The following is a 22760-nucleotide window of genomic DNA, read 5'->3' as shown; positions in this document are numbered from 1 at the left end:
TCCTGTTCGACGTTAGAACGAAGCAGCTTCAATCAAGCGGGTGACCCACCTGCGTTAATTAATTACGCAGGTGGGCTGCGGGCGTCAGCCGCGTTGCCACAGTGCGTAATGGACCTGGCCGGTCTTCTTCTCACGGTGCAGGCGCCAACTGGCAGGCATCTGCAGCGAAGACGGCGCTACTTCGCTTTCGGTGTAGATCCAGGCCCGCTCGCGCAGCCACTGGCGTTCTTCGAGCAGGCTGCAGGTGTTGGCCAGCAGGTCCTGATTGAACGGCGGATCGAGAAAAACCACGTCGAACTGCTTTTTCGCTTCGCCATCCAGATAACGCAGGGCGTCGGTCTGGAGGATCTGCCCGCGGGCGCAGCGCAGCAGCTCGAGGTTGTCCTTGAGGTTGCTGACCGCGGCGCCGTTGTTGTCCAGCGCCACGGCATTTTCGGCGCCGCGCGACAGGGCTTCGAGCACCAGCGCACCGCTGCCAGTGAAGGCGTCGAGCACCTGCGCGCCTTCGATGTAGGGCGCGAGCCAGTTGAACACGGTTTCGCGCACGCGATCAGGGGTAGGCCGCAGGCCCGGGCCGTCTGGCACCGGCAGGCGGCGGCTGCGCCACTCGCCAGCGATGATGCGCAGGTGACCCTGGCCTTGGCTCACGCCGGGCTTGGCGCGAGCGGGTGTGGATGGCTTGGCCATTAATGCTCCGGTACGCCAAGCGGCTGCTCGGCGGGTTTGTCAGTAGGCGGCGGCAGCGGTTGCTGCGCGACTTTCGGGCCGACCGTGACGATCACCAGTTTGTCCGCTGCCAGGTGCTTGTTCATGGCGGCCTTGACCTGCTCGACGGTGAGGCTCTGCGACTGCTGCATGAAGTCTTCGAGCCAGGTCAGAGGCAGGTTGTAGAAGCCGATTGCGCCCAGCTGGCCAACGATGCTGGCGTTGCTGGCATTGGACAGCGGGAAGCTGCCGGCCAGTTCGCGCTTGGCATCGTCCAGCTCTTGCTGGGTCGGGCCGCTCTTGAGGTAGTCGGCAAGGATATCCTGAACCAGCTTGAGTGTCCCTTCGCTGAGTTCGGCGCGGGTCTGCAGGTTGATCATGAACGGGCCGCGGACCTGCATCGGGCTGAACACCGAGTATACGCCGTAGGTCAGGCCGCGCTTCTCGCGCACCTCGCTCATCAGCCGCGTGCCAAAGGCGCCGCCACCAAGGATCTGGTTACCCAGAGACAGTGCTGGCCAGTCCTTGTCCTGGCGGTCGATACCCAGCTCGGCGAGCATCAGGTGGGTCTGCTTGGACGGGAAGTCGATGTGGGTCAGGCCCGCTTTCGGTTCGCTCGGCTCGGCCGGTTTGGCCAGCGCTGGGCCTTGCGGCAGCGCGGCGGAAACCTGCGCAGCAATCGCTTCGGCATCACTGCGACTGAGGTCGCCAACCAGCGCGATCACGGCATTTTTCGAGGTATAGGCCTTGGCGTGGAACGCGCGCAGTTGCTCCAGAGTGATCGCCGGGATGCTCTGCGCAGTGCCGTCACTCGGCTGGGCATATGGGTGATCGCCATACAAGTTGGCGAACAGCGCCTTGCCGCCGATCTTGGCCGGGTTCTGCTTCTCGTACTCAAAACCGGCCAGCAGCTGGTTCTGGATGCGTTTGAGCGCGTCGGCGGGGAAGGTCGGCTTGCCGACCACTTCGGCAAACAGCTTCAGGGCCGGCTCGCGCTTGTCGCTGGCGCTGAGGCTGCGCAGGGTCGCTACCGCCATGTCGCGGTAGGAACCATTGCCAAAGTCGGCGCCCAGGCCTTCGAAGCCTTCAGCGATTGCAGTGACGTCCTTGCCGGCAACGCCTTCGTTGAGCATGGCGTTGGTCAGCGTGGCCAAGCCAGCGACGTTACCGTCCTGGCTGCTGCCGGCGGCAAAGGTCACGCGCAGGTCGAACATCGGCAGTTCGCGGGCTTCAACGAACAGCACGCGGGCGCCTTCGGCGGTGTTCCAGCTCTGGATGTTCAGTTCACGCCGGCTCGGCGCCTTGCCGTCCAGTTCGGCCAGCGACTGCAGGGTATTGGCTGGTCTTGCGGCACTGCTGGCAGGCTTGGCATCGGTAGTGGTTGCGGTAGCGGCATCGGACTGCGCCGGGCGGGTCAGCATAAGGGTGCCGGCGACTGCCAGGGCAACCGCGCCGAGACCGATCAGGGCGTAGCGTGGAAGGCGGCGATCACTCATGAGCGGACTCCTCGGGCAGTACATGGGCAACGCTCAGGCGTTCGCGGGTGAAATAGGTGCGGGCGGCGTCCTGGATGTCCTGCGGGGTCACTTGCTTGAGCTCGTCCAGTTCGCTGTCGATCAGCTTCCAGGACAGGCCGACGGTTTCCAGCTGGCCGATGGTGGTGGCCTGGCTGCTGATCGAGTCACGGTCATACACCAGCCCGGCGATGACCTGGGCGCGTACACGCTCGAGCTCTTCGGCGGTTGGCGGAGTGGTCTTGAGTTCGTCGAGCAGCTGCCAGATGCCTTTTTCGACATCAGCCAGGGTCTTGTGCTTTTGCACATTCGGCGTGGCCGAGATCAGGAACAGGCTGTCGCCGCGAGTAAACGCGTCGTAACCGGACGACGCGCCGGCGACCAGCTCCTGGCCGCGCTCCAGGCGTGCTGGCATGCGCGCGCTGTAGCCGCCGTCGAGCAGCGCCGAGATCAGCCGCAGGGCATGCACGGTGCGTGGCTCCTTGGCGGTGGCCAGGCCTGGCACGTTGAAGCCGTAGATCAGGCTCGGCAACTGCGTACGCACGTGCAGGGTCAACTGGCGCAGGCCGGGCTCAGCCAGCTCCAGCGGCAGCTTGGACGGCGGCACGGCGCGTTTCGGGATGGCGCCGAAGTACTTCTGCGCAAGGCCTTTGACTTCATCGACGGTAACGTCGCCGACCACCACCAGGGTGGCGTTGTTCGGCGCGTACCAGGACTCGTACCAGTGGCGCAGCTCCTCGACTTTCATCCGCTCCAGGTCCGCCATCCAGCCGATGGTTGGCGTGTGGTAGCCGCTTGCAGGGTAGGCCATGGCGCTGAACAGCTCAAACGCCTTGGCGTTGGGCTGATCGTCGGTGCGCAGGCGCCGTTCTTCCTTGATCACTTCGATTTCACGGCTGAATTCGTCGGCCGGCAGGCGCAGGCTGGCCAGGCGGTCGGCTTCGAGCTCGAACGCGACCGGCAGGCGATCGCGCGCCAGCACTTGGTAATAAGCGGTGTAGTCGTCGCTGGTAAAGGCGTTTTCTTCAGCGCCGAGGTCGCGCAGGATCCGCGAAGCTTCGCCCGGGCCGAGTTTGGCGCTGCCTTTGAACATCATGTGCTCGAGCGCATGGGACAACCCAGTCTGGCCCGGGGTCTCGTAGCTGGAGCCGACCTTGTACCAGATCTGCGAGACCACCACGGGGGCGCGGTGGTCCTCGCGCACGACCACTTTGAGGCCGTTGTCGAGGATGAATTCGTGGGTCGGTTGCGGATCGGCGGCAAGTGCTGCCAGGGGCAGGCAGAGCGTGCTGAGCAGCAGGCCAGCAGCGCGGCGGGCTAGAGCATTCATACGATGATTAACCTGTACGGCGGCCCGCTTCGGTTTAGCGTCAGCAGGCCAGGAGGTGCTAGGATACTGATCCGGTTGCCTGGCGACCATGCCTGTCGCCGTTCTGGCCCGCAGGACCCTACGACAAAACGTTGCGCATGAACCAGCCGGATTCAAGATAGTCTGTTCTGCGTGATAGAGAATTCCAGATGCGCCACTAATGGCTCATCGCGACTTGAGATAGCCGTCCTCCATGTTTGGTTCCAACGACGACAAGAAAGCGCCGGCCGAGGCTGGTGAGAAAAAAGGCCTGTTCGGCTGGTTCCGCAAGAAACCACAGCAAGCTGTCGCCGAACAGCCGCAAACCCCTGAAACCCAGGTTGCAGAGCCTGTTGCACCCGTCGAGCAGGCTGCTCCGGTTGCGCCGGCGGCGCTGGCCGAGCCTGAGCCTGTGCTGCTTGAAGCGGCGCCGGTGATTGCGCCGCAGCCGGTTGTCGAGGCTGCGCCTGAACCTGAACGTGAGCCGCTTGCGCCAGCGCCCGTGGCTGAAACTGCACCGCCGGTCAGCAATCTGGTGCTGCCGGTGGCCGAGGAGCCGGTTGCGCTGGTGCCGGACCTTGAGCCAGTTGCGCCACCGGTCATTCCTGTGCGGCCGCTGGTCGAGCCGGTTGCGGTTGAAGTGGTTGCCGAGCCTGAATTGGTTGCTCAGGCTCCTGTACTCGAGCCAACGCCAGAACCAGAGCCACCAGCTCCGGTAGTTGCTGTCGCGCCAGTCGTCGAACCTGAGCCGGCTGTTGTCGCCGCCGTTCTGCCTGCCGTCGTCGAGCCGGCCGCAGCCCCTGCCGTTGCCAGCGAACCTGCCAAGGCCGGGTTCTTCGCCCGCCTCAAGCAAGGCCTGTCCAAGACCAGCGCCAGCATCGGCGAAGGCATGGCCAGCCTGTTCCTGGGCAAGAAAATCATCGACGATGATCTGCTCGAAGAAATCGAAACCCGCTTGCTGACCGCCGACGTCGGCGTCGAAGCCACGTCGGTGATCGTGCAGAACCTGACGCAGAAGGTTGCGCGCAAGCAGCTGGCCGACGCCGACGCGCTGTACAAGTCGCTGCAGGACGAGCTGACCGCGCTGCTGCGCCCGGTCGAGCAGCCCTTGCACATCGACACCCAGCACAAACCCTACGTGATCCTCGTGGTTGGCGTGAACGGCGCTGGCAAAACCACCACTATCGGCAAGCTGGCCAAGAAGCTCCAGCTCGATGGCAAGAAGGTCATGCTGGCTGCCGGCGACACCTTCCGCGCCGCTGCGGTCGAGCAGTTGCAGGTCTGGGGTGAGCGTAACCAGATCCCGGTCATCGCCCAGCACACCGGCGCCGACTCGGCTTCGGTGATCTTCGATGCCGTACAGGCCGCCAAGGCTCGTGGCGCCGATGTGCTGATCGCCGACACTGCTGGCCGCCTGCACACCAAAGACAACCTGATGGAAGAGCTGAAGAAGGTCCGTCGGGTCATCGCCAAGCTGGATGCCGACGCACCCCACGAAGTGCTGCTGGTGCTGGATGCAGGCACCGGCCAGAACGCCATCAGCCAGGCCAAGTACTTCCACCAGAGCGTCGAGCTGACCGGCCTGGCCCTGACCAAGCTGGACGGCACCGCCAAAGGCGGGGTGATCTTCGCCCTGGCCAAGCAGTTCAAACTGCCGATCCGCTTTATCGGTGTGGGTGAAGGCATCGATGACCTGCGCACCTTCGAGGCCGAGCCGTTCGTCAAAGCCCTGTTCAATGAGCGGGAGCCTTCATGATTCGATTCGAACAGGTCGCCAAGCGCTACCCCAACGGCCACGTCGGCCTGCATGAGCTGAGTTTCCGCGCCCGTCGCGGCGAGTTCCTGTTCGTTACCGGCCACTCCGGCGCCGGCAAGAGCACCTTGCTGCGTCTGTTGCTGGCCATGGAGCGCCCGACCAGCGGCAAGCTGCTGCTGGCGGGGCAAGATCTCGGCCAGATCAGCAACGCGCAGATCCCGTTTCTGCGCCGGCAGATCGGCGTGGTGTTCCAGAATCACCAGCTGCTGTTCGACCGCACCGTGTTCAACAACATCGCCTTGCCGTTGCAGATTCTCGGGCTGTCCAAGCCGGAAATCGCCAAGCGCGTTGATTCGGCGCTGGAGCGCGTGGCACTGAGCGACAAGGGCGATTTGTTCCCGGCGGACCTGTCCACCGGCCAGCAACAACGCGTCGGTATTGCCCGTGCCATCGTTCACCAGCCGGCTTTGCTGCTGGCTGACGAACCTACTGGCAACCTCGACCCGCGCCTGGCGGCCGAGATCATGGGCGTGTTCGAGGACATCAATCGCCTCGGCACCACCGTTCTGATTGCCAGTCACGACCTGGCACTGATCGCCCGCATGCGCCACCGCATGCTGACCCTGCAACGCGGCCGACTGATCGGCGATGGCGAGGCTGGCCAATGAGTACTACCCGCACCCCCAAGGTTTCCGAGCGTGTTGCGCCCAAGCCCGCTGATCCGCAACCAAGCAAGAAACGCGGCGGCAGCGACGACGACGGCCCGGACTTCCGCACCCTGTTCCACGCCTGGCTGGAAAGCCACCGCGCCAGCCTGCTCGACAGCCTGCGCCGGTTGGCCAAGCAGCCGATCGGCAGCTTCTTCACCTGCCTGGTGATGGCCGTGGCCCTGAGCATGCCCATGGGCCTGTCGCTGTTGCTGAAGAACGTCGAGCAACTGGGCGGCTCCTGGCAGCGCGCTGCGCAGATTTCGCTGTACCTCAAGCTCGATGCGGGCAGTAGGGAAGGCGAAGCGCTGCGAGATGAAATCAAAGGCATGCCTGGCGTAGCAGATGCCCAGTTCGTCAGCCGCGAAGAGGCTCTGGAAGAGTTCCAGCAGCAGTCGGGCCTCGGCCAGGCGCTGCGCGAGTTGCCGGAAAACCCCTTGCCCGGGGTGGTCGTAGTGACCCCGACCGAAGTCGACAAGCCGGCCCTGGAAGCCTTGCGCCAGCGCCTGGCTGAGCTTCCACGGGTGGATGTGGCGCAGCTGGACCTGGTCTGGGTCGAGCGGTTGGCGGCGATCCTCAAGCTGGGCGATCGTTTCGTCTTTGGCCTGGCCGTGATGCTGGTTTCAGCTTTGTTGTTAGTAATCGGTAACACAATTCGTCTACACATCGAGAACCGCCGCGTCGAGATCGAAGTGATCAAGCTGGTCGGTGGTACCGACAGCTACGTACGCCGGCCGTTTCTGTATATGGGCGCGCTGTATGGGCTGGGCGCCGGGCTGCTGGCCTGGGCGATTCTGGCGTTTGGCCTGAACTGGCTCAACGACGCGGTAATCGGCTTGTCCGGGCTGTATGGCAGTGACTTTGCGCTGGCCGGTGTGCCGGCTGCCGACGGTCTGTCGCTCTTGATTGGTGCGGTGTTGTTAGGGTATATCGGTGCATGGATTGCGGTGGCTCGCCACTTGAATGAGCTGGCCCCACGATAATGTTTTTGCGCCATCATTGACGTAAACGGGAACTTGCACGACAGTTTCCGGTCATTTATGGCAGTGCTCACAAGGCACGAATCCAGTGAGTCGGAGGTTCTTGAATGACCACTTCGTTGCAACCTGCCTATGCGTTGGTCCCCGGTGCAAACCTGGAAGCCTACGTACATACGGTGAACAGCATTCCCCTGCTGACGCCCGAGCAGGAGCGTGAACTGGGCGAACGTCTTTTTTACGAGCAGGATGTTGAGGCTGCTCGGCAAATGGTTATGGCCCACCTGCGCTTCGTCGTGCACATCGCACGCAGCTATGCAGGGTATGGGCTGGCGCAAGCTGACCTGATCCAGGAAGGTAACGTCGGCCTGATGAAGGCTGTCAAACGCTTCAACCCGGAAATGGGCGTACGTCTGGTGTCCTTCGCGGTGCACTGGATCAAGGCCGAGATCCATGAGTTCATCCTGCGCAACTGGCGCATCGTCAAGGTCGCGACCACCAAGGCCCAGCGCAAGCTGTTCTTCAACCTGCGCAGCCAGAAGAAGCGTCTGGCCTGGCTGAACAACGATGAAGTGCATCGTGTCGCCGAAAGCCTGGGCGTCGAGCCGCGTGAAGTGCGCGAGATGGAAAGCCGCCTGAGCGGCCATGACATGGCCTTCGATCCTGCTGCTGAAGCGGACGACGACAGCGCGTTCCAATCGCCGGCGCATTACCTTGAAGATCACCGCTACGATCCGGCGATGCAGCTCGAGGACGCTGACTGGAGCGATAACTCCACCAGCAATCTGCACCAGGCCCTGAGCGGGCTGGATGATCGCAGCCGCGACATTCTCTATCAGCGCTGGCTGGCTGAAGAGAAGGCCACATTGCATGAGCTGGCCGAGAAGTACAGCGTATCGGCTGAGCGTATTCGCCAGCTCGAGAAGAATGCGATGAACAAGGTCAAGGCACTGATCGCAGCCTGATCGTCGCAGCAATAAAAAACCGCCTGGCCCTGATGGGGCAGGCGGTTTTTTTGTCGCTGCTGAACGCCAGCGGCTAATTCACTGGCTGCGGCCTGCCTCAAGCTGCTGCAGGTAGTCGGCGCCGCCCAGCTGGCTCATCTGCCGGCGAATCCAGCCTGCGCGGCTGGCAACGTAGGTGCTCGGCCGGCCGGCATTCCACTTAAGCGGGCTGGGCAGCACTGCAGCCAGTTGTGCGGCTTGCTGGCGCGTCAGGCGGCTGGCATCGACGCCAAAGTGGTAACGCGCTGCGGCCTGGGCGCCAAATACCCCAGGGCCCCATTCGACGCTGTTCAGGTATACCTCAAGGATCCGCTCCTTGGACCAGAACAGCTCGATCAACGCCGTGAACCAGGCTTCCAGGCCTTTGCGAAACCAGCTGCGGCCCGACCACAGGAACAGGTTTTTGGCTACCTGCTGGGTCAAGGTGCTCGCTCCGCGAATATTGCCGCCGCGCTCGTTATGGGCAAACGCTGCCTGAATCGCCGGGATGTCAAAGCCCCAGTGGCTGGCAAATTTCTGGTCTTCACCGGCAATCACCGCAACCTTGAGGTCATCGGATATGCCCTGCCACGGCTGCCAGTCACGCTGCAGGTCGATCGGCTCGCCACTGAACCACGACTGCACCTTGCGCTCGACCATCAGCGCGGTGCCCGGTGGCGGCACCCAGCGCAGGACTAGAACCAGCACTATACTGCCGGCGGCAAACCAGAGCAGGGCGCGTACGCAGCGACGGATCAGGGATGACAGCATGGCGATGGCTTGGCCGGACCGATGGAACCGGCCATTATACAGACCCCTCTCGAGGAGTCCTCCCCATGCTTCGAAGCTTCCTCATGCTGGCCGCGTTTTTTGCCTTCACCGGTGTCGCCCTCGGTGCGTTTGCCGCGCACGGCCTGAAAAACCGCCTGACTGCCGACTACCTGGCGATCTTTCATACCGGTGTGACCTATCAGCTGGTGCATGCCCTGGCGCTGTTTGGCGTTGCCCTGCTGGCTGCGCATCTGCCAGGGCGGCTGGTCGGCTGGGCCGGTTGTCTGTTCGCCGTGGGCATCGTGCTGTTCTCCGGTAGCCTTTACCTGCTGACCCTGACCGGCGTGAGCAAGCTGGGCATGATTACCCCCATCGGCGGCCTGTGCTTCCTTGCCGGCTGGCTGTGCCTGGGCCTGGCGGCGTGGCGGCTGGGCTGACCGGCTGGTCCACAATCGCGACTAATGGCGGCTGTCGCCCTTGGGTTCAGGGGTTGATCGGGGCTAGAATGCGGGCCCCAAAGAACAACGGTGGCCGTGTGCATGCGCATTCAATTGAACGGTGAACCCTACGAAGTGCCTGCCGGTGAGAACGTTGCCGGCTTGCTCGCGCGGCTGGAGCTGACTGGGCGCCGGGTGGCTGTCGAGCTCAACCTCGATATCGTGCCGCGCAGCCAGCACGACAGCACGCTGCTAAACGAAGGTGATCAGCTCGAAGTGGTGCACGCCATCGGCGGCGGCTAGTCGCCTGACGTTCACCTGCAAGTCCCGCAACCTTTCCAGAGGAACAACGATGAGCAATGTTCGTAGCGACAAGCCCTTCATCCTGGCCGGGCGCACGTTCCAGTCGCGCCTGCTGGTTGGCACCGGCAAGTACCGTGACATGGAAGAAACCCGCCTGGCCATCGAAGCCTCGGGTGCCGAGATCGTCACAGTCGCCGTGCGCCGCACCAACCTGGGCCAGATCCCGGGCGAGCCGAACCTGCTCGACGTGCTGCCACCCGACCGCTACACCATCCTGCCCAACACCGCTGGCTGCTACGACGCAATCGAAGCCGTGCGTACCTGCCGCCTGGCCCGTGAGCTGCTCGATGGCCACAACCTGGTCAAGCTGGAAGTGCTCGCCGACCAGAAGACCCTGTTCCCCAATGTGATCGAAACCCTCAAGGCCGCCGAAGTGCTGGTCAAGGAAGGTTTCGACGTGATGGTCTACACCAGTGATGACCCAATCATCGCGCGTCAGCTGGCAGAGATCGGCTGCATCGCGGTGATGCCGCTGGCGGGCCTGATCGGTACCGGCCTGGGCATTTGCAACCCGTACAACCTGCAGATCATCCTTGAAGAATCCAAGGTGCCGGTGCTGGTCGATGCCGGCGTCGGTACCGCTTCCGATGCCACCATCGCCATGGAAATGGGCTGCGAGGCGGTGCTGATGAACTCGGCCATCGCCCACGCCCAGCAACCGGTGCTGATGGCCGAAGCCATGAAATACGCTATCAATGCGGGTCGTCTGGCTTATCTGGCCGGGCGTATGCCGAAAAAACTGTATGCCAGCGCCTCGTCGCCGCTGGATGGTCTGATCAAGTAAGAGTTTCTGATGACTGAATCGCAAGATACGCCGATCCCCGCTGACGGCGAAGAGCGCCCGCACCGCCGCATCAAGAGTTTCGTGATGCGCGCTGGGCGCATGACCGAAGGCCAGCAACGTGGTCTTGATCAGGGCGCGCCCCTGTTCGTGCTACCGCTGGCCGACAGCCCGGTCGATTACGACCAGGTATTCGGCCGCTCGGCGCCGCGTACCCTGGAAATCGGCTTCGGCATGGGGCACTCGCTGCTGGAGATGGCTGCTGCCGCACCAGAGCAGGACTTCATCGGCGTCGAAGTGCACCGCCCGGGTGTTGGCGCGCTGCTCAATGGCGTGCTGACCCAGGGGCTGCAGAACCTGCGGGTGTACGACTGCGATGCGATCGAAGTGCTCAACCGCTGTGTCGCGGATAACAGCCTTGATCGCTTGATGCTGTTCTTCCCGGACCCGTGGCACAAGGCTCGTCACCACAAGCGCCGCATCGTCCAGCTGGAGTTCGCCGAACTGGTGCGCAGCAAGCTCAAGCCGGGTGGCGTTTTCCATATGGCCACCGACTGGGAACCGTATGCCGAGTACATGCTGGAAGTGATGAGCGCCGCGCCGGGCTATCGCAACCAGGCCGAGGATGGCACCTATGTACCGCGGCCCACAGAGCGGCCGATCACCAAGTTCGAACGCCGTGGCGAACGACTTGGGCATGGCGTCTGGGATTTGAAGTTCGAGAAGGTTGACTGATACCGGCGTTGGCTGGATTGGGGGCGCTGTGCGCCCCTTTCGCGACACGAGGCCGCTCCTACATCGACCGCGTGCTCTGGACATTGCGCGCCCCTGCAGGAGCGGCCTTGTGTCGCGAAAGGGGCGCAAAGTGCCCCAACACACGGTCTACACGTCAACCACGACGATCAGCCACCACACCGATCAACACCAGCACCACCAGCAGTACCGGCGCCAGTGCGTAGTTGTTGAACTGGCTGAGACCCTTGATCACCCACGGCGTGGCATAGATCAACGCCGCACCGCTGCCCACCATCACCAGCAAGGCCATGAATGGTATGCGCAACGCGCCGGCCAGGCCGCCCAGGCGCTGGTCTACCCAACCCTTGATATCCGTGCCGAACAGCACCAGCAGGCAGCCTACCAACGCCAGCGAGATCTCCGACAGGTTGCTGCGGCTCCAGCGCGACACGGTCGCAAGCAGGTCAAGTACCAGGTCCATGGGTCATCCTTAGGTCAAGAAATACTGCAGCAGGTCATTGAGGAACAACTGGCCGCGCGGTGTTGCTGCCAGCCGATCCGGTTCGACCTGCAAAAGCCCCTTTTGTTCGGCCAGGCGCCGGGCTTCGGCCAGCTGCGCCAGCGGCAGACCGGTGCGGCGGTGGAACAACTCAGCCTCGACCCCATCCGTCAGGCGCAGCGCATTCATCAAAAACTCGAACGGCAGCTCATCCACTGGCAGCAGCTTCTCCCCAGCCTTGTACGGCTTGGCCGGGTTCAGGTAGTCCTTGGGTAGACGCGTCTTCCAGGTGCGCAGGATGCGCCCGTCGGCGAACGACAGCTTGCCGTGGGCGCCGGCGCCGATGCCGATGAAGTCGCCGAAGCGCCAGTAATTGAGGTTGTGCCGTGCTGCGCGATCGGCCTGCGCATAGGCCGACACTTCGTACTGATGGAAACCATTGTTGGCCAGCAGCAACTGCCCGGCTTCCTGAATATCCCAGAGGATGTCGTCTTCAGGCAGCTCGGGCGGCTGGTTCCAGAACACCGTGTTCGGCTCGACGGTAAGCTGATACCAGGACAGGTGCGTTGGGCCCAGGTCGATTGCCTGCTGCAGGTCGCCCAAGGCGTCCTCCAACGACTGATCGGGCAGGCCGTGCATCAGGTCCATGTTGAAGTTGTCAAAACCTGCGGCGCGCGCCATGTCGGCTGCGCGGATCGCCTCGTCGCCGTTATGAATGCGGCCAAGCTTCTCCAGCTTGGCCGGTTGGAAGCTCTGCACGCCGATCGACAGGCGATTGATACCGGTCTGCCGGTAAGCCTTGAACTTGTCCTGCTCGAAGGTGCCCGGGTTGGCCTCGAGGGTTATCTCGATATCGGCGGCAAACGCAATGCGCTGTTCAACCCCGCGCAGCAGGCGGTCCAGCGCAGCGGCGCTGAACAGGCTTGGCGTGCCACCGCCAAAGAAGATCGTGCTGATGGTGCGGCCCTGCACGGCAGGCAGCTCTTGTTCAAGATCTGCCAGCAAGGCGTCGACGTAGGCTTCTTCAGGCAGATCAGGGCCGGCCTGGTGCGAGTTGAAGTCGCAGTAGGGGCACTTGCGCACGCACCAGGGGATATGGATGTACAGCGACAGCGGGGGCAGCTCCGGCAATGCCAGGCGCGCGCCAGAGGCCCGCGGATGGAGCAGCTGGATCGACGGCTTGTCGGTCATGCCAGGCCCAGACGCTGACGCAGCAGGGCCATGGCGCGCGCGCGGTGGCTGAGCTGGTTCTTCTCCAGCGGCGCGAGCTCTGCGCTCGAGCAGTTGCGCTCGGGCACCCAGAACAGCGGATCGTAGCCAAAGCCATGCTCGCCACTGGCAGCACGCAGGATGCTGCCGTGCCAGAGGCCTTCGCAGAGGATCGGCAGTGGGTCATCGGCATGCCGTACCAACGCCAGCACACAGACGAACTGCGCACCACGTTGCTCATCCGGCACGTCTTTCAGCGCGTCGAGCAGCTTGGCGTTGTTGGCGGCATCGCCCTTGCCATCGGCATAGCGTGCCGAGTAGATGCCCGGCGCGCCGCCGAGAAAGTCCACGGCCAGGCCCGAGTCATCGGCCAGTGCCGGCAAGCCGGAAATGCGCGCCGCGTTGCGGGCCTTGAGAATGGCGTTTTCGACGAATGACAGGCCGGTTTCTTCCGGCTCGACCTGGCTGAATTCGCCGATCGAACGCAGGTGCACCGACTCGCCAAGCATGGCCTGGAGTTCTTTGAGCTTGCCAGCGTTATGGCTGGCCAATACGAGTTGCTGAAGATTGATCATTCGCCTGGGAACACTTCCTGGTTGAAGCTGAAAGAATGGCGGGCGCCGCCGCTGGCAACCGTGAGTTCGAAGATCAGCGTCTGCGCCTGCTCGATTGGGAACTGGGCAAGGTAGCTGACGCCACTAGGGTCGCCGACCTGGCGGAACGCCAGCGGGCTGCTGCGCCCGGTGAGGTCCTTGACGCTGCCGCTGACCATGGCCATGTCCGGCTTGCCGCCCTTGAGCACCGACACGGTCAGCACGCCCTGGTTCTTGCTGCGGATCAGGCCATTGGCGGTGGCAATCGCCGGCTGCAGCATGCTCGAAGTGAAGGCGCTGTAATGCACGGTGACATCCCCGAACACTTCCTTGCGCTGGGCCTTGGCCGCATCGGCAGCCAGCACCGGTAGGGCCATGCACAGGCCGAGCAGTAATACAGCGAGTCGACGCATCGGGCGAATCCTCCAAGCGGTACGGGGTCAGACGGCGATCTGGTGTTCGCTCAGGCTCGGGCTGCTGAGGCGATAGATGCCGATCTCTCCCAACAGATTAGGCCAAACCCGACCGCCGATGCCATTGCGGTGCAGGCGGTCGACGGCCAGCCGGTCGAGGACCTTGGCATGGTGATCGACGCACAGCTGCTCGAAGTCGGCAAAGGTGCAGAAGTGGATGTTCGGCGTGTTGTACCAGGTGTACGGCATGAAGTCCGAAACCGGCATGCGGCCCTTGCTGGCCAGGTACCAACGGCAGCGCCAGTGGCCGAAGTTGGGGAAGGTGATGATGCACTCGCGGCCCACCCGCAGCATTTCGGCGAGGATCCGGTCGGGGTATTCGACCGCCTGCAGGGCCTGGGTCATGACCACCACGTCGAAGCTGTTGCTGGCAAAGTTGCCCAGACCCTTGTCGAGGTCCTGCTCGATGACGTTGACGCCCTTGGCCACGCACGCGGCGATGTTGTCGGCATCGATCTCCAGGCCGTAGCCGGTGACCTGCTTGAGGTCGCGCAACGACGCCAGCAGCTCGCCGTTGCCGCAGCCCAGGTCGAGGACCCGGCTGCCGGCGGGGATCCAGTCTTGGATGATTTCCAGGTCGGCTCTCATGCGGTCCTCAGATGGCGATGCGGTTCATGTAGTTCGAGAAACCCAGCATGTAGCGAGGCGTTGGTATCAGGAAGGCGTCGTGGCCGTACGGCGAGTCGATTTCCAGATAGCAGACGTTCTTGCGTGCGGCCATCAACGCATCGACGATTTCTCGCGAGCGGGCCGGCGAGAAGCGCCAGTCGGTAGTGAACGAGATCACGCAGTAGTCTGCCGTGACATTGCTCAAGGTTGCCGCCAGATCGCCGCCATGTGTGGCGGCCGGATCGAAGTAGTCGAGCGCCTTGGTCATCAACAGGTAGGTGTTGGCGTCAAAGCGACCGGAGAATTCTTCGCCTTGGTAGCGCAGGTAGCTTTCGACCTGAAACTCAACGCTGTGGAAGTCGTAGTTGAGCTTGTCGCTCTTGAGTTCGCGGCCGAATTTCTCGCCCATCGAGTCATCCGACAGGTAGGTGATGTGGCCGACCATGCGCGCCAGCATCAGGCCGCGCTTGGGGATCACGCCCTGGTCCTGGAACGAGCCACCGTGGAACTCAGGGTCGGTGAGGATGGCCTGGCGGGCAACTTCGTTGAAGGCGATGTTCTGCGCCGACAGTTTGGGCGCGGAGGCGATATCGACGCAGTGGCGGACCCGGTCAGGGTAGGTGATGGTCCATTGCAGGGCCTGCATGCCACCGAGACTGCCACCCACCACGGCGGCCCACTGGTTGATGCCGAGACGGTCGGCCAGGCGCACCTGGCTATGTACCCAGTCTTCCACGGTGAGCACCGGGAAGTCGGCGCCGTAGGGCTTGCCGGTCAGCGGGTTGACGCTGCTCGGGCCGGTGCTGCCGTTACAGCCGCCAAGGTTGTTCAGGCTGACCACGAAGAAGCGGTTGGTGTCGATCGGCTTGCCAGGGCCTATACAGCTGTCCCACCAGCCGGGCTTGCGCTCGTCGGCACGGTGAAAGCCGGCGGCATGGTGATGGCCAGACAGCGCGTGGCAGATCAGCACGGCATTGCTCGCGCTGCTGTTGAGCGTGCCATAGGTTTCATAGACCAGCTCGTAGCTGGCCAGCGATCGGCCGCAGGCCAGCGCCAACGGTTCATCGAACCGGGCAGTCTGCGGTGTTACCAGACCGACGGAATCTTCGGGAAAGACAGTGGACATCGACCCTGCTCACGCTTGACGGAGGCGTAAGTCTAAAGAGCGCTACCCCCAGCGGCAAGCACAGGCTGCCGCTGGCGGTGCACGGGTCAGATCATTCGCCACAGCTCTTGCGGCATGCCGGCGTAGGCTGCCAGTGGTGGCATCACGAACGACTGGATCACCTGGATCGCCAGGAAGGCAAAGATCGGCGAGATGTCCAGGCCGCCCAGGTTCGGTATCAGGCGGCGGAACGGCGCCAGCACTGGCTCGGCGATCTGGTAGGCGAGCTCGGCAGCCGGGTTGTGGCTGTTGGGCGCAACCCAGGAGACGATGACCATGACGATCATCGCGACCCAGAAGATCTTCAGGAACAGCGAGGTAACGCCAATGATCGCCCACATCAGCAGGTGCAGGATGTCACCGGCGGTGCCGTAGGTGATCATCAGCACAAAGGCCATCAGCAGCGCCTGAATCAGAATCGCCAGCAGCAGCGACGAGGTATCCAGGCCGAAGATGCTCGGCACGATGCGCCGGATAGGCTTGAGCAGCGGTTGCGTGGCGCGCACCGCGAACTGGCTCAGCGGGTTGTAGAAGTCGGCCTTGACCAGTTGCAGCACAAAGCGCAGCAGAACGATCGCCAGATACAGGCTGACCAGGGTTTGCACCACGAAAATAGCGGCGCCAGACAGTGCATTCATCAACAGCTCCTTATTTGCCCAATTGTTCGGCGAGCTCGGCGGAGCGCGTTGCCGCGGCCTGCAGCGCCTGTTCGACGATGGCCTCGAAAGCATTGCCCTGGAACGATTTGATCGCCGCCTCGGTGGTCCCGGCAGGCGAGGTGACTCGGCGGCGCAGCTCAGCGGCATCGACATCACTGGCGACTGCCATGTGCGCCGCGCCGAGGGCGGTTTGCAGGGTCAGCTGGGAAGCGGTTTCGCGCGGCAGGCCGAGCTTTTCGCCGGCAGCGGTCATTGCTTCGATCAGCAGGAAGAAGTACGCCGGGCCGCTGCCGGAGACTGCCGTTACGGCGTCCAGCTGCTGCTCGTGCTCCAGCCACAGCGCCGTGCCTACGGCCGACAGCAGTTCTTCGGCCTGCTGACTTTGCTCGGCAGACACCTGCTCGGTGGCGTACAGGCCGCTGACGCCTTGGCGCAACAGGGCCGGGGTGTTGGGCATGCAGCGCACCACAGGGCGCGGGCCGAGCCAGTCTTGCAGGCTGGCGCAGGTGATCCCGGCGGCGATGGAGACGATCAGTTGGCCGTCCTGCAGGTTGGCCTGCAGGCTCTGGCAGACGCTTTTCATGACCTGCGGCTTGACCGCCAGGACGATTACGTCGGCGTCGGCGATTGCTTGAGCGTTGTCTTCGAACACCTCGATTGCGTGCTCGGCGCGAACCCGGCTGCGGGTTTCGGCGCCAGGGTCGCTGGCGCGAATCTGCGCAGCGTCCAGACCCTGCGCACGCAGGCCGCCAATCAGGCTGGCGGCCATGTTGCCGGCGCCGATAAAGGCAATACGTGTCTTGCTCATGTCAGGTCCTTAGAAAAAAGTGAGTAAAGCATGGATTCAAGCCTGCCCGTAATCGCGCGCGCCGAACAGGGCGGTGCCAATACGCACCCAGGTCGCACCTTGGCTGATGGCGGCCTCGAGGTCGTGGCTCATGCCCATCGACAGGGTATCCAGGCCAAGATTCAGGCTGGCCTGCAGCTCGCGCAGTCGGGCAAAGGCAGCCTCCTGCACCGCGCGCTCATCGCTCGGTTCGGGGATGGCCATCAAACCACGCAAACGTAGGCCCGGCAGTGCGGCCACCGCTGCGGCCAGTGCTGGCAGCTCAGCCGGGGTACAGCCAGACTTGCTGTCCTCGCCACTGACGTTGACCTGCAGGCAGATATTCAGTGGCGCCAGCTCGGTCGGGCGTTGTTCGGACAGACGTTGGGCGATCTTCAAGCGGTCTACCGAGTGCACCCAGGCGAAATGCTCGGCAATCGCGCGGGTCTTGTTCGATTGAATGGGGCCGATGAAGTGCCAGGTCAAGGCCAGGTCAGTTAATTCATCTTGCTTGGCCAGGGCTTCCTGCAGGTAGTTTTCACCCACGTCGCGCACGCCGGCGGCGTAGGCTTCACGCACGGCGGCGGCGGGTTTGGTCTTGCTCACGGCCAGCAACTTGATGCTGGCTGGGTCGCGGCCACAGGCGAGCGCTGCGCTGTCGATACGGGCGGCGAGGGCGCCGAGGTGGTCTGCTATGGTGGACATGGAAGAATGCCGGCGGCTCAGTGATCTGCGCCATTCTACCTGCTTGATAGCCTTTGGGGAGTCTCATGGACGTGACTGGCCTGCTGGCCCAGGCCGCTGCTGCGGGGGCATCCGACCTGCATCTGGCCGAGGCCGAATCACCACTGCTGCGCGTGGACGGCGACCTGCGCCGACTCGATCTGCCGCCGATGCCTGCCGGCCAACTGCAGCAAGGGCTGGCGCCGCTTTTGGCTGAGCACCAGATGCAGCAATGGCTGGCCGGTGCCGAACTGGATCTGGCAGTGACCCTGACCCAGGGCTGTCGCTGCCGCCTCAACCTGTTTCGCCAGCGTAACGGCCTGGCCGCCAGCCTGCGCTTGATCCCGAGCCATGTGCCAAGCATCACCGAGCTTGGTCTGGAAGATGTATTACAAGCTGTTGCCCAGTGCACCGATGGCCTGGTGCTGATCGGCGGGGCAACGGGTAGCGGCAAGTCGAGCACCCTGGCCGCACTGGTCGACTGGCTCAATCGTGAGCGCTCGTTACACATCATCACCCTGGAAGACCCGATCGAAGTCATCCACAGCAGCCAGCGCAGCCTGGTCACCCAGCGTGAGGTCGGCCAGCACAGCAGTGACTTTGCCCAAGGCCTGCGCAGCGCCCTGCGTCAGGACCCTGACGTGATCGTGCTGGGTGAACTGCGTGATCTGGAGTCGATCCGCCTGGCGCTGCGCGCGGCGCAGACCGGGCATCTGGTACTGGCGACCGTGCACACGCGCTCGGCGGTGAGCAGCATCGACCGTATGGTAGAGGTGTTTGCCGCCGACGAGAAACCGCTGGTGCGTACCCTGCTGGCCGACTCGCTGCGCGTGGTCGTGGCGCAGGTGCTGGTCAAACGGCGCGGTACCGGTCGGGTTGCGGCGCGGGAAGTTCTGCTGGCGAACATGGCTGTGCGCAACCTGATCCGCGAGGGACGGTTGGCGCAGATCTACTCACTGATGCAGGCGGGAGGCGCGGCGGGGATGAAGACCATGGATGCAGCTTTGCAACAGTTGCGCGCTGAAGGCGTGATCGAAACGGGGTAGCATCTGCACTGGCCTCGTTGCGAGGCCAGCGCGTGCACCTGTCAGCGCTTGGCCAGGCTCAGCTGTTGATCCTTCGGCAGGACGCGCTTGGCGACTACGTAGTGTTTCTGCCAGTACGGCTTGCTCAGTTGGTCGATGCTGACCGACTTGCCACGACGCGGTGCATGGATGAAGCGGTCGTTGCCCAGGTAAATGGCAACATGATTGACCCGCCGGCTCTTGATGTTGAAGAAGATCAGGTCGCCTGGCTTCAGATCGCCCTTGGCAACCTTGACGCCGTGACCCTGGGCCATGGCATTGGAGGTACGCGGTAAATCGACATCTGCCACGTCGTTGAACGCATATTTCACCAGCCCGCTGCAGTCAAAGCCCTTGCCTGGCGTGCTGCCGCCCCAGCGATAAGGGGTGCCGAGCACATTTACCGCGCGGCTTAGCACGTTGCTGCTCTGCTTGGCGGACATGGCCACAGCCGGCAAGGCGTTGGCAGCATTGCTTGGGCGGGCACGCAGATTGGCCGATTTGGCTGCTGCATGTTTGACCGGTGCATGCTTCACGGTGGCGTTGGTGGTGTAGCCAGTGAAGCCGTTGGGAAGTCGTTGCTCACGATTGGTGGCGTGGGCTGCCAGGGGTAACAAGAGGCAGAGGGTCAGCCATGTCTTGAATAAAGGCGGCATAGATGAAGCTCTTGAAAGATGATTAGGTGATGACGCGCAACTTTATAACAGCTTTTTGCTCAAAAAATGATCCGTTGGTCGACTGCAAGGAACCATGCGTCGGCTTCACATGAAAAAGTCACATTTATTCTGAGAATATTTTTGGCTAAGCCACGAGGGCTAGGAATGAATACTTATCAACAAGGGGCGCCTTATCACGACACCCATAGCAAGGTACTGGGGTACCTGTTGTGGATATTCGGCTTCCTCGGCGCGCACCGTTTCTACTACGGCAAGCCGATTACCGGGACTATCTGGTTCTTCACTCTGGGCCTGCTGGGAATTGGCTGGTTGATCGACCTGTTCCTGATCCCGGCGATGGACCGCGAGGCAGACATGCGCTTCCAGTCGGGTCGGGTCAACTACAGCCTGGCGTGGGTACTGCTGACCTTCCTCGGGCTGTTCGGCGTGCACCGGCTGTACATGGGTAAATGGATCACGGCGATCATCTACTTCTTTACCGGGGGCCTGTTCCTGCTTGGCATCCTCTACGACTTCTGGACGCTCAACCGGCAGATTTCCGATGTGAACAGCGGCCGGGTCTGACTGATCCGTTCCAGCCTCAATGACGAGCTGAAAAAAAGGCCTTGGCGCGATTCGCGGCAAGGCCTTTTCAGTTACTGACGGGTCTGTCGCTGTTGCAGCAGAAGGTTGCTGAAGCCGGCACCGGCCAGCTGCTTCTGGGCAACCGTGAGTTGTTCACGGTTGCTGAAAGGGCCGACCAGCACCCGGTACCAGGTCTCTTCCTTGACCGTGCCCGACTCGACCTTGACCACCTGGCCGAGCAGGATGATCTGCGCCCGCACCTTGTCAGCATCGGCCTCTTTGCGGAACGAACCGGCCTGGAGGAAGAACTGCGTGGTTGCCGCTGGCTTGATCACCGGCGGTGGCGGCGGCGGAGTCTGCCCGAGCAGTGCTGCCTGGGCGCGCGCTGTGTCGATTTTCGCAGCCTCGGCCGGGGTCACCGGTTGCGCCGGTACCGGCGGAGTTTTCTCCGGCACGGCCTCAGGCGGCACGATCACTTCCGACTCAGGCAGCAAGGTGTAGAAGTCGTACTTTGGCTTGACCGGTACCTGCGGCGTGGCCGCGGTGGTCTTGGCTGCTTCGGCAGTCCTGCCCGGTTTTTGCTGTTCCGGCTTGGCCCGCTTGATGTCATCACCGCCAGGCTCGAGCTTCATCAGGAAGACAATGAACGCGCCAACCGTCAGGCCGACCGCCAGCCAGATCCAACCCGGGATCGGCTGTTTGGCAGGGGCCTGTTGGCGGCTGGCGCCGCGCTTGGGTGCAGGTTTTTTCTTGGCAGCCAACTTACATGCGCTCCAGGGTTTCCAGGCCGAGCAACTCCAGGCCTTGCTTGAGCGTGCGGCCGGTCAGGGCGGCCAGGCGCAGGCGGCTCTGTTGTTGTTCAGCGGTTTCGGCGGCGAGGATCGGGCAGTTCTCGTAGAAGCTGGAGAACAACCCGGCGATGTCGTACAGGTAGCTGCACAGCACGTGCGGGGTACCTTTGTCGGCGACGCTGTTGAGCACTTCGCCGAACTGCGCCAGGCGTGCGGCCAGGTCCTGCTCGTGTGGGGCCTGCAGCACGATCTGGCCGTCGAGCTGGTCGTAACCCTTGCCCAGCTTGCGGAACACGCCCGCGACCCGGGTGTAGGCGTACAGCAGGTACGGCGCGGTGTTGCCTTCGAAGTTGAGCATCAGTTCGAAGTTGAAGCTGTAATCGCTGGTGCGGTGCTTGGACAGGTCGGCGTATTTCACCGCGCCAATACCGACCACTTCGGCGATCTGGCGCAGTTCGTCTTCGGCCAGGCTCGGGTTCTTTTCCTTGACCAGCGCATAGGCGCGGTCCTTGGCCTCGTTGAGCAGGTCGATCAGCTTGACGGTGCCGCCATCACGGGTCTTGAACGGGCGGCCATCGGCGCCGTTCATGGTGCCGAAGCCCATGTGTTCCATCTGCATCGGGTGGCCGACAAAGCCTGCGCGGCGGGCCACTTCAAATACCTGGTTGAAGTGCAGTGCCTGACGCTGGTCGACGAAGTACAGCGCGCGATCGGCCTTGAGCACGTTGCTGCGGTAGCGCACGGCGGCAAGGTCGGTAGTGGCGTACAGGTAGCCGCCATCGGCCTTTTGCACGATCACCGGCAGCGGCTCGCCATCGGCGGTCTTGAATTCCTCGAGGAACACGCACTGCGCGCCCTGGCTTTCGACCAGCAGGCCTTTGCTCTTGAGGTCGCTGATGACGTTGGCCAGATCAGCGTTGTAGGCGCTTTCGCCCATCACGTCGGCCATGCTCAGCTTGACGTTGAGCAGCTCGTAGGTCTTCTGGCAGTGCGACAGGGAGATGTCCTTGAAGCGCGTCCACAACGCCAGGCAGTCGGGGTCGCCGGCTTGCAGCTTGACCACCAGACCACGGGCGCGGGTGGCGAATTCTTCGGATTCGTCGAAGCGCTTCTTCGCGGCGCGGTAGAAGTTTTCCAGGTCAGACAGCTCGTCGCTGGTGATCGGATTTTCCTGCAGGTAGGCCATCAGCATGCCGAACTGGGTGCCCCAGTCGCCGACGTGGTTCTGGCGGATCACCGTGTCGCCGAGGAACTCCAGCACTCGCGCAACGCTGTCACCGATGATGGTCGAGCGCAGGTGGCCGACGTGCATTTCCTTGGCCAGGTTCGGCGCCGACAGGTCGACCACGACCTTCTCGGCCGGACCAGCCTTGCGCACGCCAAGCTGGCTATCGGCCAGGGCAGCATCAAGGCGCTCGGCCAGGGCGGCGGTGTTCTGGAAGAAGTTGAGGAAGCCCGGACCGGCGATCTCGACTTTGCTGATGTCAGCGCTGGTCGGCAGTGCTGCGATGAGCTTTTCGGCGAGGTCTCGCGGCTTCATCCCGGCTGGCTTGGCCAGCATCATGGCGATGTTGCTGGCGAAGTCACCGTGGGTCTTGTCGCGGGCGTTTTCCACCTGAATCGCCGGGGTCAGGCCGTCAGGCAGCACACCGTCGGCGACGAGTTGGGTGAGGGCTTGCTGGATCAGCTGGCGAATGGTGTCTTTCATCGGAATCTCTTTTCGACCGCAAGCGCGGCGGAGCGCTTCGATGCGCAGGTGGAAAAACTGAGCATTATCCGTGGCTGAGCCGTGGTTGCCAACCTTTGCGGGTATCAACGGCGCGTCAACAGC

At 63.1% G+C, this 22760-nt stretch carries 25 protein-coding genes and 1 pseudogene; 10 read left to right on the top strand and 16 right to left on the bottom strand.

The features are described from left to right. Positions 1-84: 84 nt before the first annotated feature. The 3 genes from rsmD to AC58X1_RS11595 are packed head-to-tail and all read right to left on the bottom strand — an operon-like array spanning position 85 to position 3549. Positions 85-687, bottom strand: a complete 603-nt coding sequence (gene rsmD, locus AC58X1_RS11605; RefSeq protein WP_101315445.1) for a 16S rRNA (guanine(966)-N(2))-methyltransferase RsmD — start codon at positions 685-687, stop codon at positions 85-87. Beyond that, complete coding sequence (locus AC58X1_RS11600) at positions 687-2201, bottom strand: M16 family metallopeptidase (RefSeq protein ID WP_497428868.1); 1515 nt, start codon at positions 2199-2201, stop codon at positions 687-689. The genes rsmD and AC58X1_RS11600 overlap by 1 nt, the downstream gene beginning before the upstream one ends. Continuing rightward, positions 2194-3549 carry a M16 family metallopeptidase gene (locus tag AC58X1_RS11595; protein ID WP_101315449.1) on the bottom strand — a complete coding sequence of 452 codons (1356 nt, stop codon included), beginning with the start codon at positions 3547-3549 and terminating at the stop codon, positions 2194-2196. The genes AC58X1_RS11600 and AC58X1_RS11595 overlap by 8 nt, the downstream gene beginning before the upstream one ends. A 232-nt stretch (positions 3550-3781) precedes the next feature. Between AC58X1_RS11595 and ftsY the strand changes: the two genes are divergently transcribed. The 4 genes from ftsY to rpoH all read left to right on the top strand — a co-directional run bounded on the left by ftsY (position 3782) and on the right by rpoH (position 7972). Further along, positions 3782-5323 carry a signal recognition particle-docking protein FtsY gene (gene ftsY / locus AC58X1_RS11590; RefSeq protein WP_497428867.1) on the top strand — a complete coding sequence of 514 codons (1542 nt, stop codon included), beginning with the start codon at positions 3782-3784 and terminating at the stop codon, positions 5321-5323. Further along, on the top strand, positions 5320-5991 hold the full coding sequence (gene ftsE / locus AC58X1_RS11585; protein ID WP_101315453.1) for a cell division ATP-binding protein FtsE: 672 nt from the start codon (positions 5320-5322) through the stop codon (positions 5989-5991). The genes ftsY and ftsE overlap by 4 nt, the downstream gene beginning before the upstream one ends. Beyond that, positions 5988-7013 (top strand): permease-like cell division protein FtsX, encoded by a 1026-nt coding sequence (gene ftsX, locus AC58X1_RS11580; protein WP_497428866.1) that lies wholly within the window; start codon positions 5988-5990, stop codon positions 7011-7013. The genes ftsE and ftsX overlap by 4 nt, the downstream gene beginning before the upstream one ends. A gap of 104 nt (positions 7014-7117) precedes the next feature. After that, complete coding sequence (gene rpoH, locus AC58X1_RS11575; protein WP_101315457.1) at positions 7118-7972, top strand: RNA polymerase sigma factor RpoH; 855 nt, start codon at positions 7118-7120, stop codon at positions 7970-7972. A 78-nt stretch (positions 7973-8050) separates the two neighbouring features. On the opposite strand, the pseudogene mtgA reads toward rpoH, so the two are convergent. Beyond that, positions 8051-8796: pseudogene (gene mtgA, locus AC58X1_RS11570) on the bottom strand (monofunctional biosynthetic peptidoglycan transglycosylase). A gap of 30 nt (positions 8797-8826) precedes the next feature. On the opposite strand from mtgA, the gene AC58X1_RS11565 reads away from it, so the two are divergent. The 4 genes from AC58X1_RS11565 to trmB all read left to right on the top strand — a co-directional run bounded on the left by AC58X1_RS11565 (position 8827) and on the right by trmB (position 11077). Continuing rightward, positions 8827-9198 carry a DUF423 domain-containing protein gene (locus AC58X1_RS11565; protein ID WP_101315461.1) on the top strand — a complete coding sequence of 124 codons (372 nt, stop codon included), beginning with the start codon at positions 8827-8829 and terminating at the stop codon, positions 9196-9198. 102 nt (positions 9199-9300) lie between these two features. Next, positions 9301-9501 (top strand): sulfur carrier protein ThiS, encoded by a 201-nt coding sequence (thiS, locus tag AC58X1_RS11560; RefSeq protein WP_181088344.1) that lies wholly within the window; start codon positions 9301-9303, stop codon positions 9499-9501. A gap of 49 nt (positions 9502-9550) precedes the next feature. Beyond that, entirely contained in the window at positions 9551-10345 is a 795-nt protein-coding gene (locus AC58X1_RS11555; RefSeq protein WP_101315465.1) for a thiazole synthase, read from the top strand. Positions 10346-10354: 9 nt separating this feature from the next. Further along, positions 10355-11077, top strand: coding sequence for a tRNA (guanosine(46)-N7)-methyltransferase TrmB (gene trmB, locus AC58X1_RS11550; RefSeq protein ID WP_101315467.1), 723 nt, complete (start codon positions 10355-10357; stop codon positions 11075-11077). 154 nt (positions 11078-11231) lie between these two features. Here the strand turns inward: trmB and AC58X1_RS11545 are convergent, their stop codons facing one another. The 9 genes from AC58X1_RS11545 to AC58X1_RS11505 all read right to left on the bottom strand — a co-directional run bounded on the left by AC58X1_RS11545 (position 11232) and on the right by AC58X1_RS11505 (position 17815). Then, positions 11232-11558 (bottom strand): DUF3392 family protein, encoded by a 327-nt coding sequence (locus AC58X1_RS11545; RefSeq protein ID WP_101315469.1) that lies wholly within the window; start codon positions 11556-11558, stop codon positions 11232-11234. Between the two features lie 9 nt (positions 11559-11567). After that, positions 11568-12767 carry a radical SAM family heme chaperone HemW gene (hemW, locus tag AC58X1_RS11540; protein WP_101315471.1) on the bottom strand — a complete coding sequence of 400 codons (1200 nt, stop codon included), beginning with the start codon at positions 12765-12767 and terminating at the stop codon, positions 11568-11570. Beyond that, positions 12764-13360, bottom strand: a complete 597-nt coding sequence (rdgB, locus tag AC58X1_RS11535) for an RdgB/HAM1 family non-canonical purine NTP pyrophosphatase (RefSeq protein WP_101315473.1) — start codon at positions 13358-13360, stop codon at positions 12764-12766. The genes hemW and rdgB overlap by 4 nt, the downstream gene beginning before the upstream one ends. Beyond that, positions 13357-13791 (bottom strand): DUF4426 domain-containing protein, encoded by a 435-nt coding sequence (locus tag AC58X1_RS11530; protein WP_497428865.1) that lies wholly within the window; start codon positions 13789-13791, stop codon positions 13357-13359. Before AC58X1_RS11530 ends, rdgB begins: the two co-directional genes overlap by 4 nt. A gap of 27 nt (positions 13792-13818) precedes the next feature. Then, the gene (gene metW, locus AC58X1_RS11525) at positions 13819-14439 is read right to left on the bottom strand and encodes a methionine biosynthesis protein MetW (protein WP_101315477.1); all 621 of its coding nucleotides are present in this window, start codon (positions 14437-14439) and stop codon (positions 13819-13821) included. Positions 14440-14446: 7 nt separating this feature from the next. Then, positions 14447-15586 (bottom strand): homoserine O-succinyltransferase MetX, encoded by a 1140-nt coding sequence (gene metX, locus AC58X1_RS11520; protein WP_101315479.1) that lies wholly within the window; start codon positions 15584-15586, stop codon positions 14447-14449. Between the two features lie 86 nt (positions 15587-15672). Then, on the bottom strand, positions 15673-16263 hold the full coding sequence (locus AC58X1_RS11515) for a YggT family protein (RefSeq protein WP_101315481.1): 591 nt from the start codon (positions 16261-16263) through the stop codon (positions 15673-15675). Between the two features lie 10 nt (positions 16264-16273). After that, positions 16274-17092, bottom strand: a complete 819-nt coding sequence (proC, locus tag AC58X1_RS11510) for a pyrroline-5-carboxylate reductase (protein ID WP_497428864.1) — start codon at positions 17090-17092, stop codon at positions 16274-16276. Positions 17093-17128: 36 nt separating this feature from the next. Further along, positions 17129-17815 carry a YggS family pyridoxal phosphate-dependent enzyme gene (locus AC58X1_RS11505; protein ID WP_101315485.1) on the bottom strand — a complete coding sequence of 229 codons (687 nt, stop codon included), beginning with the start codon at positions 17813-17815 and terminating at the stop codon, positions 17129-17131. Positions 17816-17880: 65 nt separating this feature from the next. On the opposite strand from AC58X1_RS11505, the gene AC58X1_RS11500 reads away from it, so the two are divergent. Beyond that, positions 17881-18879, top strand: a complete 999-nt coding sequence (locus tag AC58X1_RS11500; RefSeq protein ID WP_497428863.1) for a type IV pilus twitching motility protein PilT — start codon at positions 17881-17883, stop codon at positions 18877-18879. Positions 18880-18920: 41 nt separating this feature from the next. On the opposite strand, the gene AC58X1_RS11495 is transcribed toward AC58X1_RS11500, so the two are convergent. Next, positions 18921-19553: a C40 family peptidase gene (locus AC58X1_RS11495; protein ID WP_103435688.1), complete on the bottom strand. Its 633-nt coding sequence runs from the start codon at positions 19551-19553 to the stop codon at positions 18921-18923. Between the two features lie 165 nt (positions 19554-19718). On the opposite strand from AC58X1_RS11495, the gene AC58X1_RS11490 reads away from it, so the two are divergent. Then, positions 19719-20138, top strand: coding sequence for an NINE protein (locus tag AC58X1_RS11490; protein ID WP_101315491.1), 420 nt, complete (start codon positions 19719-19721; stop codon positions 20136-20138). A 71-nt stretch (positions 20139-20209) separates the two neighbouring features. On the opposite strand, the gene AC58X1_RS11485 is transcribed toward AC58X1_RS11490, so the two are convergent. Then, a complete protein-coding gene (locus AC58X1_RS11485; RefSeq protein WP_101315493.1) occupies positions 20210-20899 on the bottom strand; it encodes an SPOR domain-containing protein in 690 nt (229 codons plus the stop codon). Between the two features lies 1 nt (position 20900). After that, positions 20901-22637 carry an arginine--tRNA ligase gene (argS, locus tag AC58X1_RS11480; protein ID WP_101315495.1) on the bottom strand — a complete coding sequence of 579 codons (1737 nt, stop codon included), beginning with the start codon at positions 22635-22637 and terminating at the stop codon, positions 20901-20903. Positions 22638-22760 lie beyond the last annotated feature (123 nt).

The organism is Pseudomonas sp. PGPR N4 (assembly GCF_059693665.1).
Note: the sequence above shows the minus strand (reverse complement) of the source record. Positions and strands in the feature narration are given on the sequence as shown.

Excerpts from the sequence above, each read along its gene's own strand:
- rsmD (WP_101315445.1), bottom strand. The coding sequence starts at position 687 with ATGGCCAAGCCATCCACACCCGCTCGCGCCAAGCCCGGCGTGAGCCAA.
- AC58X1_RS11600 (WP_497428868.1), bottom strand. The coding sequence starts at position 2,201 with ATGAGTGATCGCCGCCTTCCACGCTACGCCCTGATCGGTCTCGGCGCG.
- AC58X1_RS11595 (WP_101315449.1), bottom strand. The coding sequence starts at position 3,549 with ATGAATGCTCTAGCCCGCCGCGCTGCTGGCCTGCTGCTCAGCACGCTC.
- ftsY (WP_497428867.1), top strand. The coding sequence starts at position 3,782 with ATGTTTGGTTCCAACGACGACAAGAAAGCGCCGGCCGAGGCTGGTGAG.
- ftsE (WP_101315453.1), top strand. The coding sequence starts at position 5,320 with ATGATTCGATTCGAACAGGTCGCCAAGCGCTACCCCAACGGCCACGTC.
- ftsX (WP_497428866.1), top strand. The coding sequence starts at position 5,988 with ATGAGTACTACCCGCACCCCCAAGGTTTCCGAGCGTGTTGCGCCCAAG.
- rpoH (WP_101315457.1), top strand. The coding sequence starts at position 7,118 with ATGACCACTTCGTTGCAACCTGCCTATGCGTTGGTCCCCGGTGCAAAC.
- AC58X1_RS11565 (WP_101315461.1), top strand. The coding sequence starts at position 8,827 with ATGCTTCGAAGCTTCCTCATGCTGGCCGCGTTTTTTGCCTTCACCGGT.
- thiS (WP_181088344.1), top strand. The coding sequence starts at position 9,301 with ATGCGCATTCAATTGAACGGTGAACCCTACGAAGTGCCTGCCGGTGAG.
- AC58X1_RS11555 (WP_101315465.1), top strand. The coding sequence starts at position 9,551 with ATGAGCAATGTTCGTAGCGACAAGCCCTTCATCCTGGCCGGGCGCACG.
- trmB (WP_101315467.1), top strand. The coding sequence starts at position 10,355 with ATGACTGAATCGCAAGATACGCCGATCCCCGCTGACGGCGAAGAGCGC.
- AC58X1_RS11545 (WP_101315469.1), bottom strand. The coding sequence starts at position 11,558 with ATGGACCTGGTACTTGACCTGCTTGCGACCGTGTCGCGCTGGAGCCGC.
- hemW (WP_101315471.1), bottom strand. The coding sequence starts at position 12,767 with ATGACCGACAAGCCGTCGATCCAGCTGCTCCATCCGCGGGCCTCTGGC.
- rdgB (WP_101315473.1), bottom strand. The coding sequence starts at position 13,360 with ATGATCAATCTTCAGCAACTCGTATTGGCCAGCCATAACGCTGGCAAG.
- AC58X1_RS11530 (WP_497428865.1), bottom strand. The coding sequence starts at position 13,791 with ATGCGTCGACTCGCTGTATTACTGCTCGGCCTGTGCATGGCCCTACCG.
- metW (WP_101315477.1), bottom strand. The coding sequence starts at position 14,439 with ATGAGAGCCGACCTGGAAATCATCCAAGACTGGATCCCCGCCGGCAGC.
- metX (WP_101315479.1), bottom strand. The coding sequence starts at position 15,586 with ATGTCCACTGTCTTTCCCGAAGATTCCGTCGGTCTGGTAACACCGCAG.
- AC58X1_RS11515 (WP_101315481.1), bottom strand. The coding sequence starts at position 16,263 with ATGAATGCACTGTCTGGCGCCGCTATTTTCGTGGTGCAAACCCTGGTC.
- proC (WP_497428864.1), bottom strand. The coding sequence starts at position 17,092 with ATGAGCAAGACACGTATTGCCTTTATCGGCGCCGGCAACATGGCCGCC.
- AC58X1_RS11505 (WP_101315485.1), bottom strand. The coding sequence starts at position 17,815 with ATGTCCACCATAGCAGACCACCTCGGCGCCCTCGCCGCCCGTATCGAC.
- AC58X1_RS11500 (WP_497428863.1), top strand. The coding sequence starts at position 17,881 with ATGGACGTGACTGGCCTGCTGGCCCAGGCCGCTGCTGCGGGGGCATCC.
- AC58X1_RS11495 (WP_103435688.1), bottom strand. The coding sequence starts at position 19,553 with ATGCCGCCTTTATTCAAGACATGGCTGACCCTCTGCCTCTTGTTACCC.
- AC58X1_RS11490 (WP_101315491.1), top strand. The coding sequence starts at position 19,719 with ATGAATACTTATCAACAAGGGGCGCCTTATCACGACACCCATAGCAAG.
- argS (WP_101315495.1), bottom strand. The coding sequence starts at position 22,637 with ATGAAAGACACCATTCGCCAGCTGATCCAGCAAGCCCTCACCCAACTC.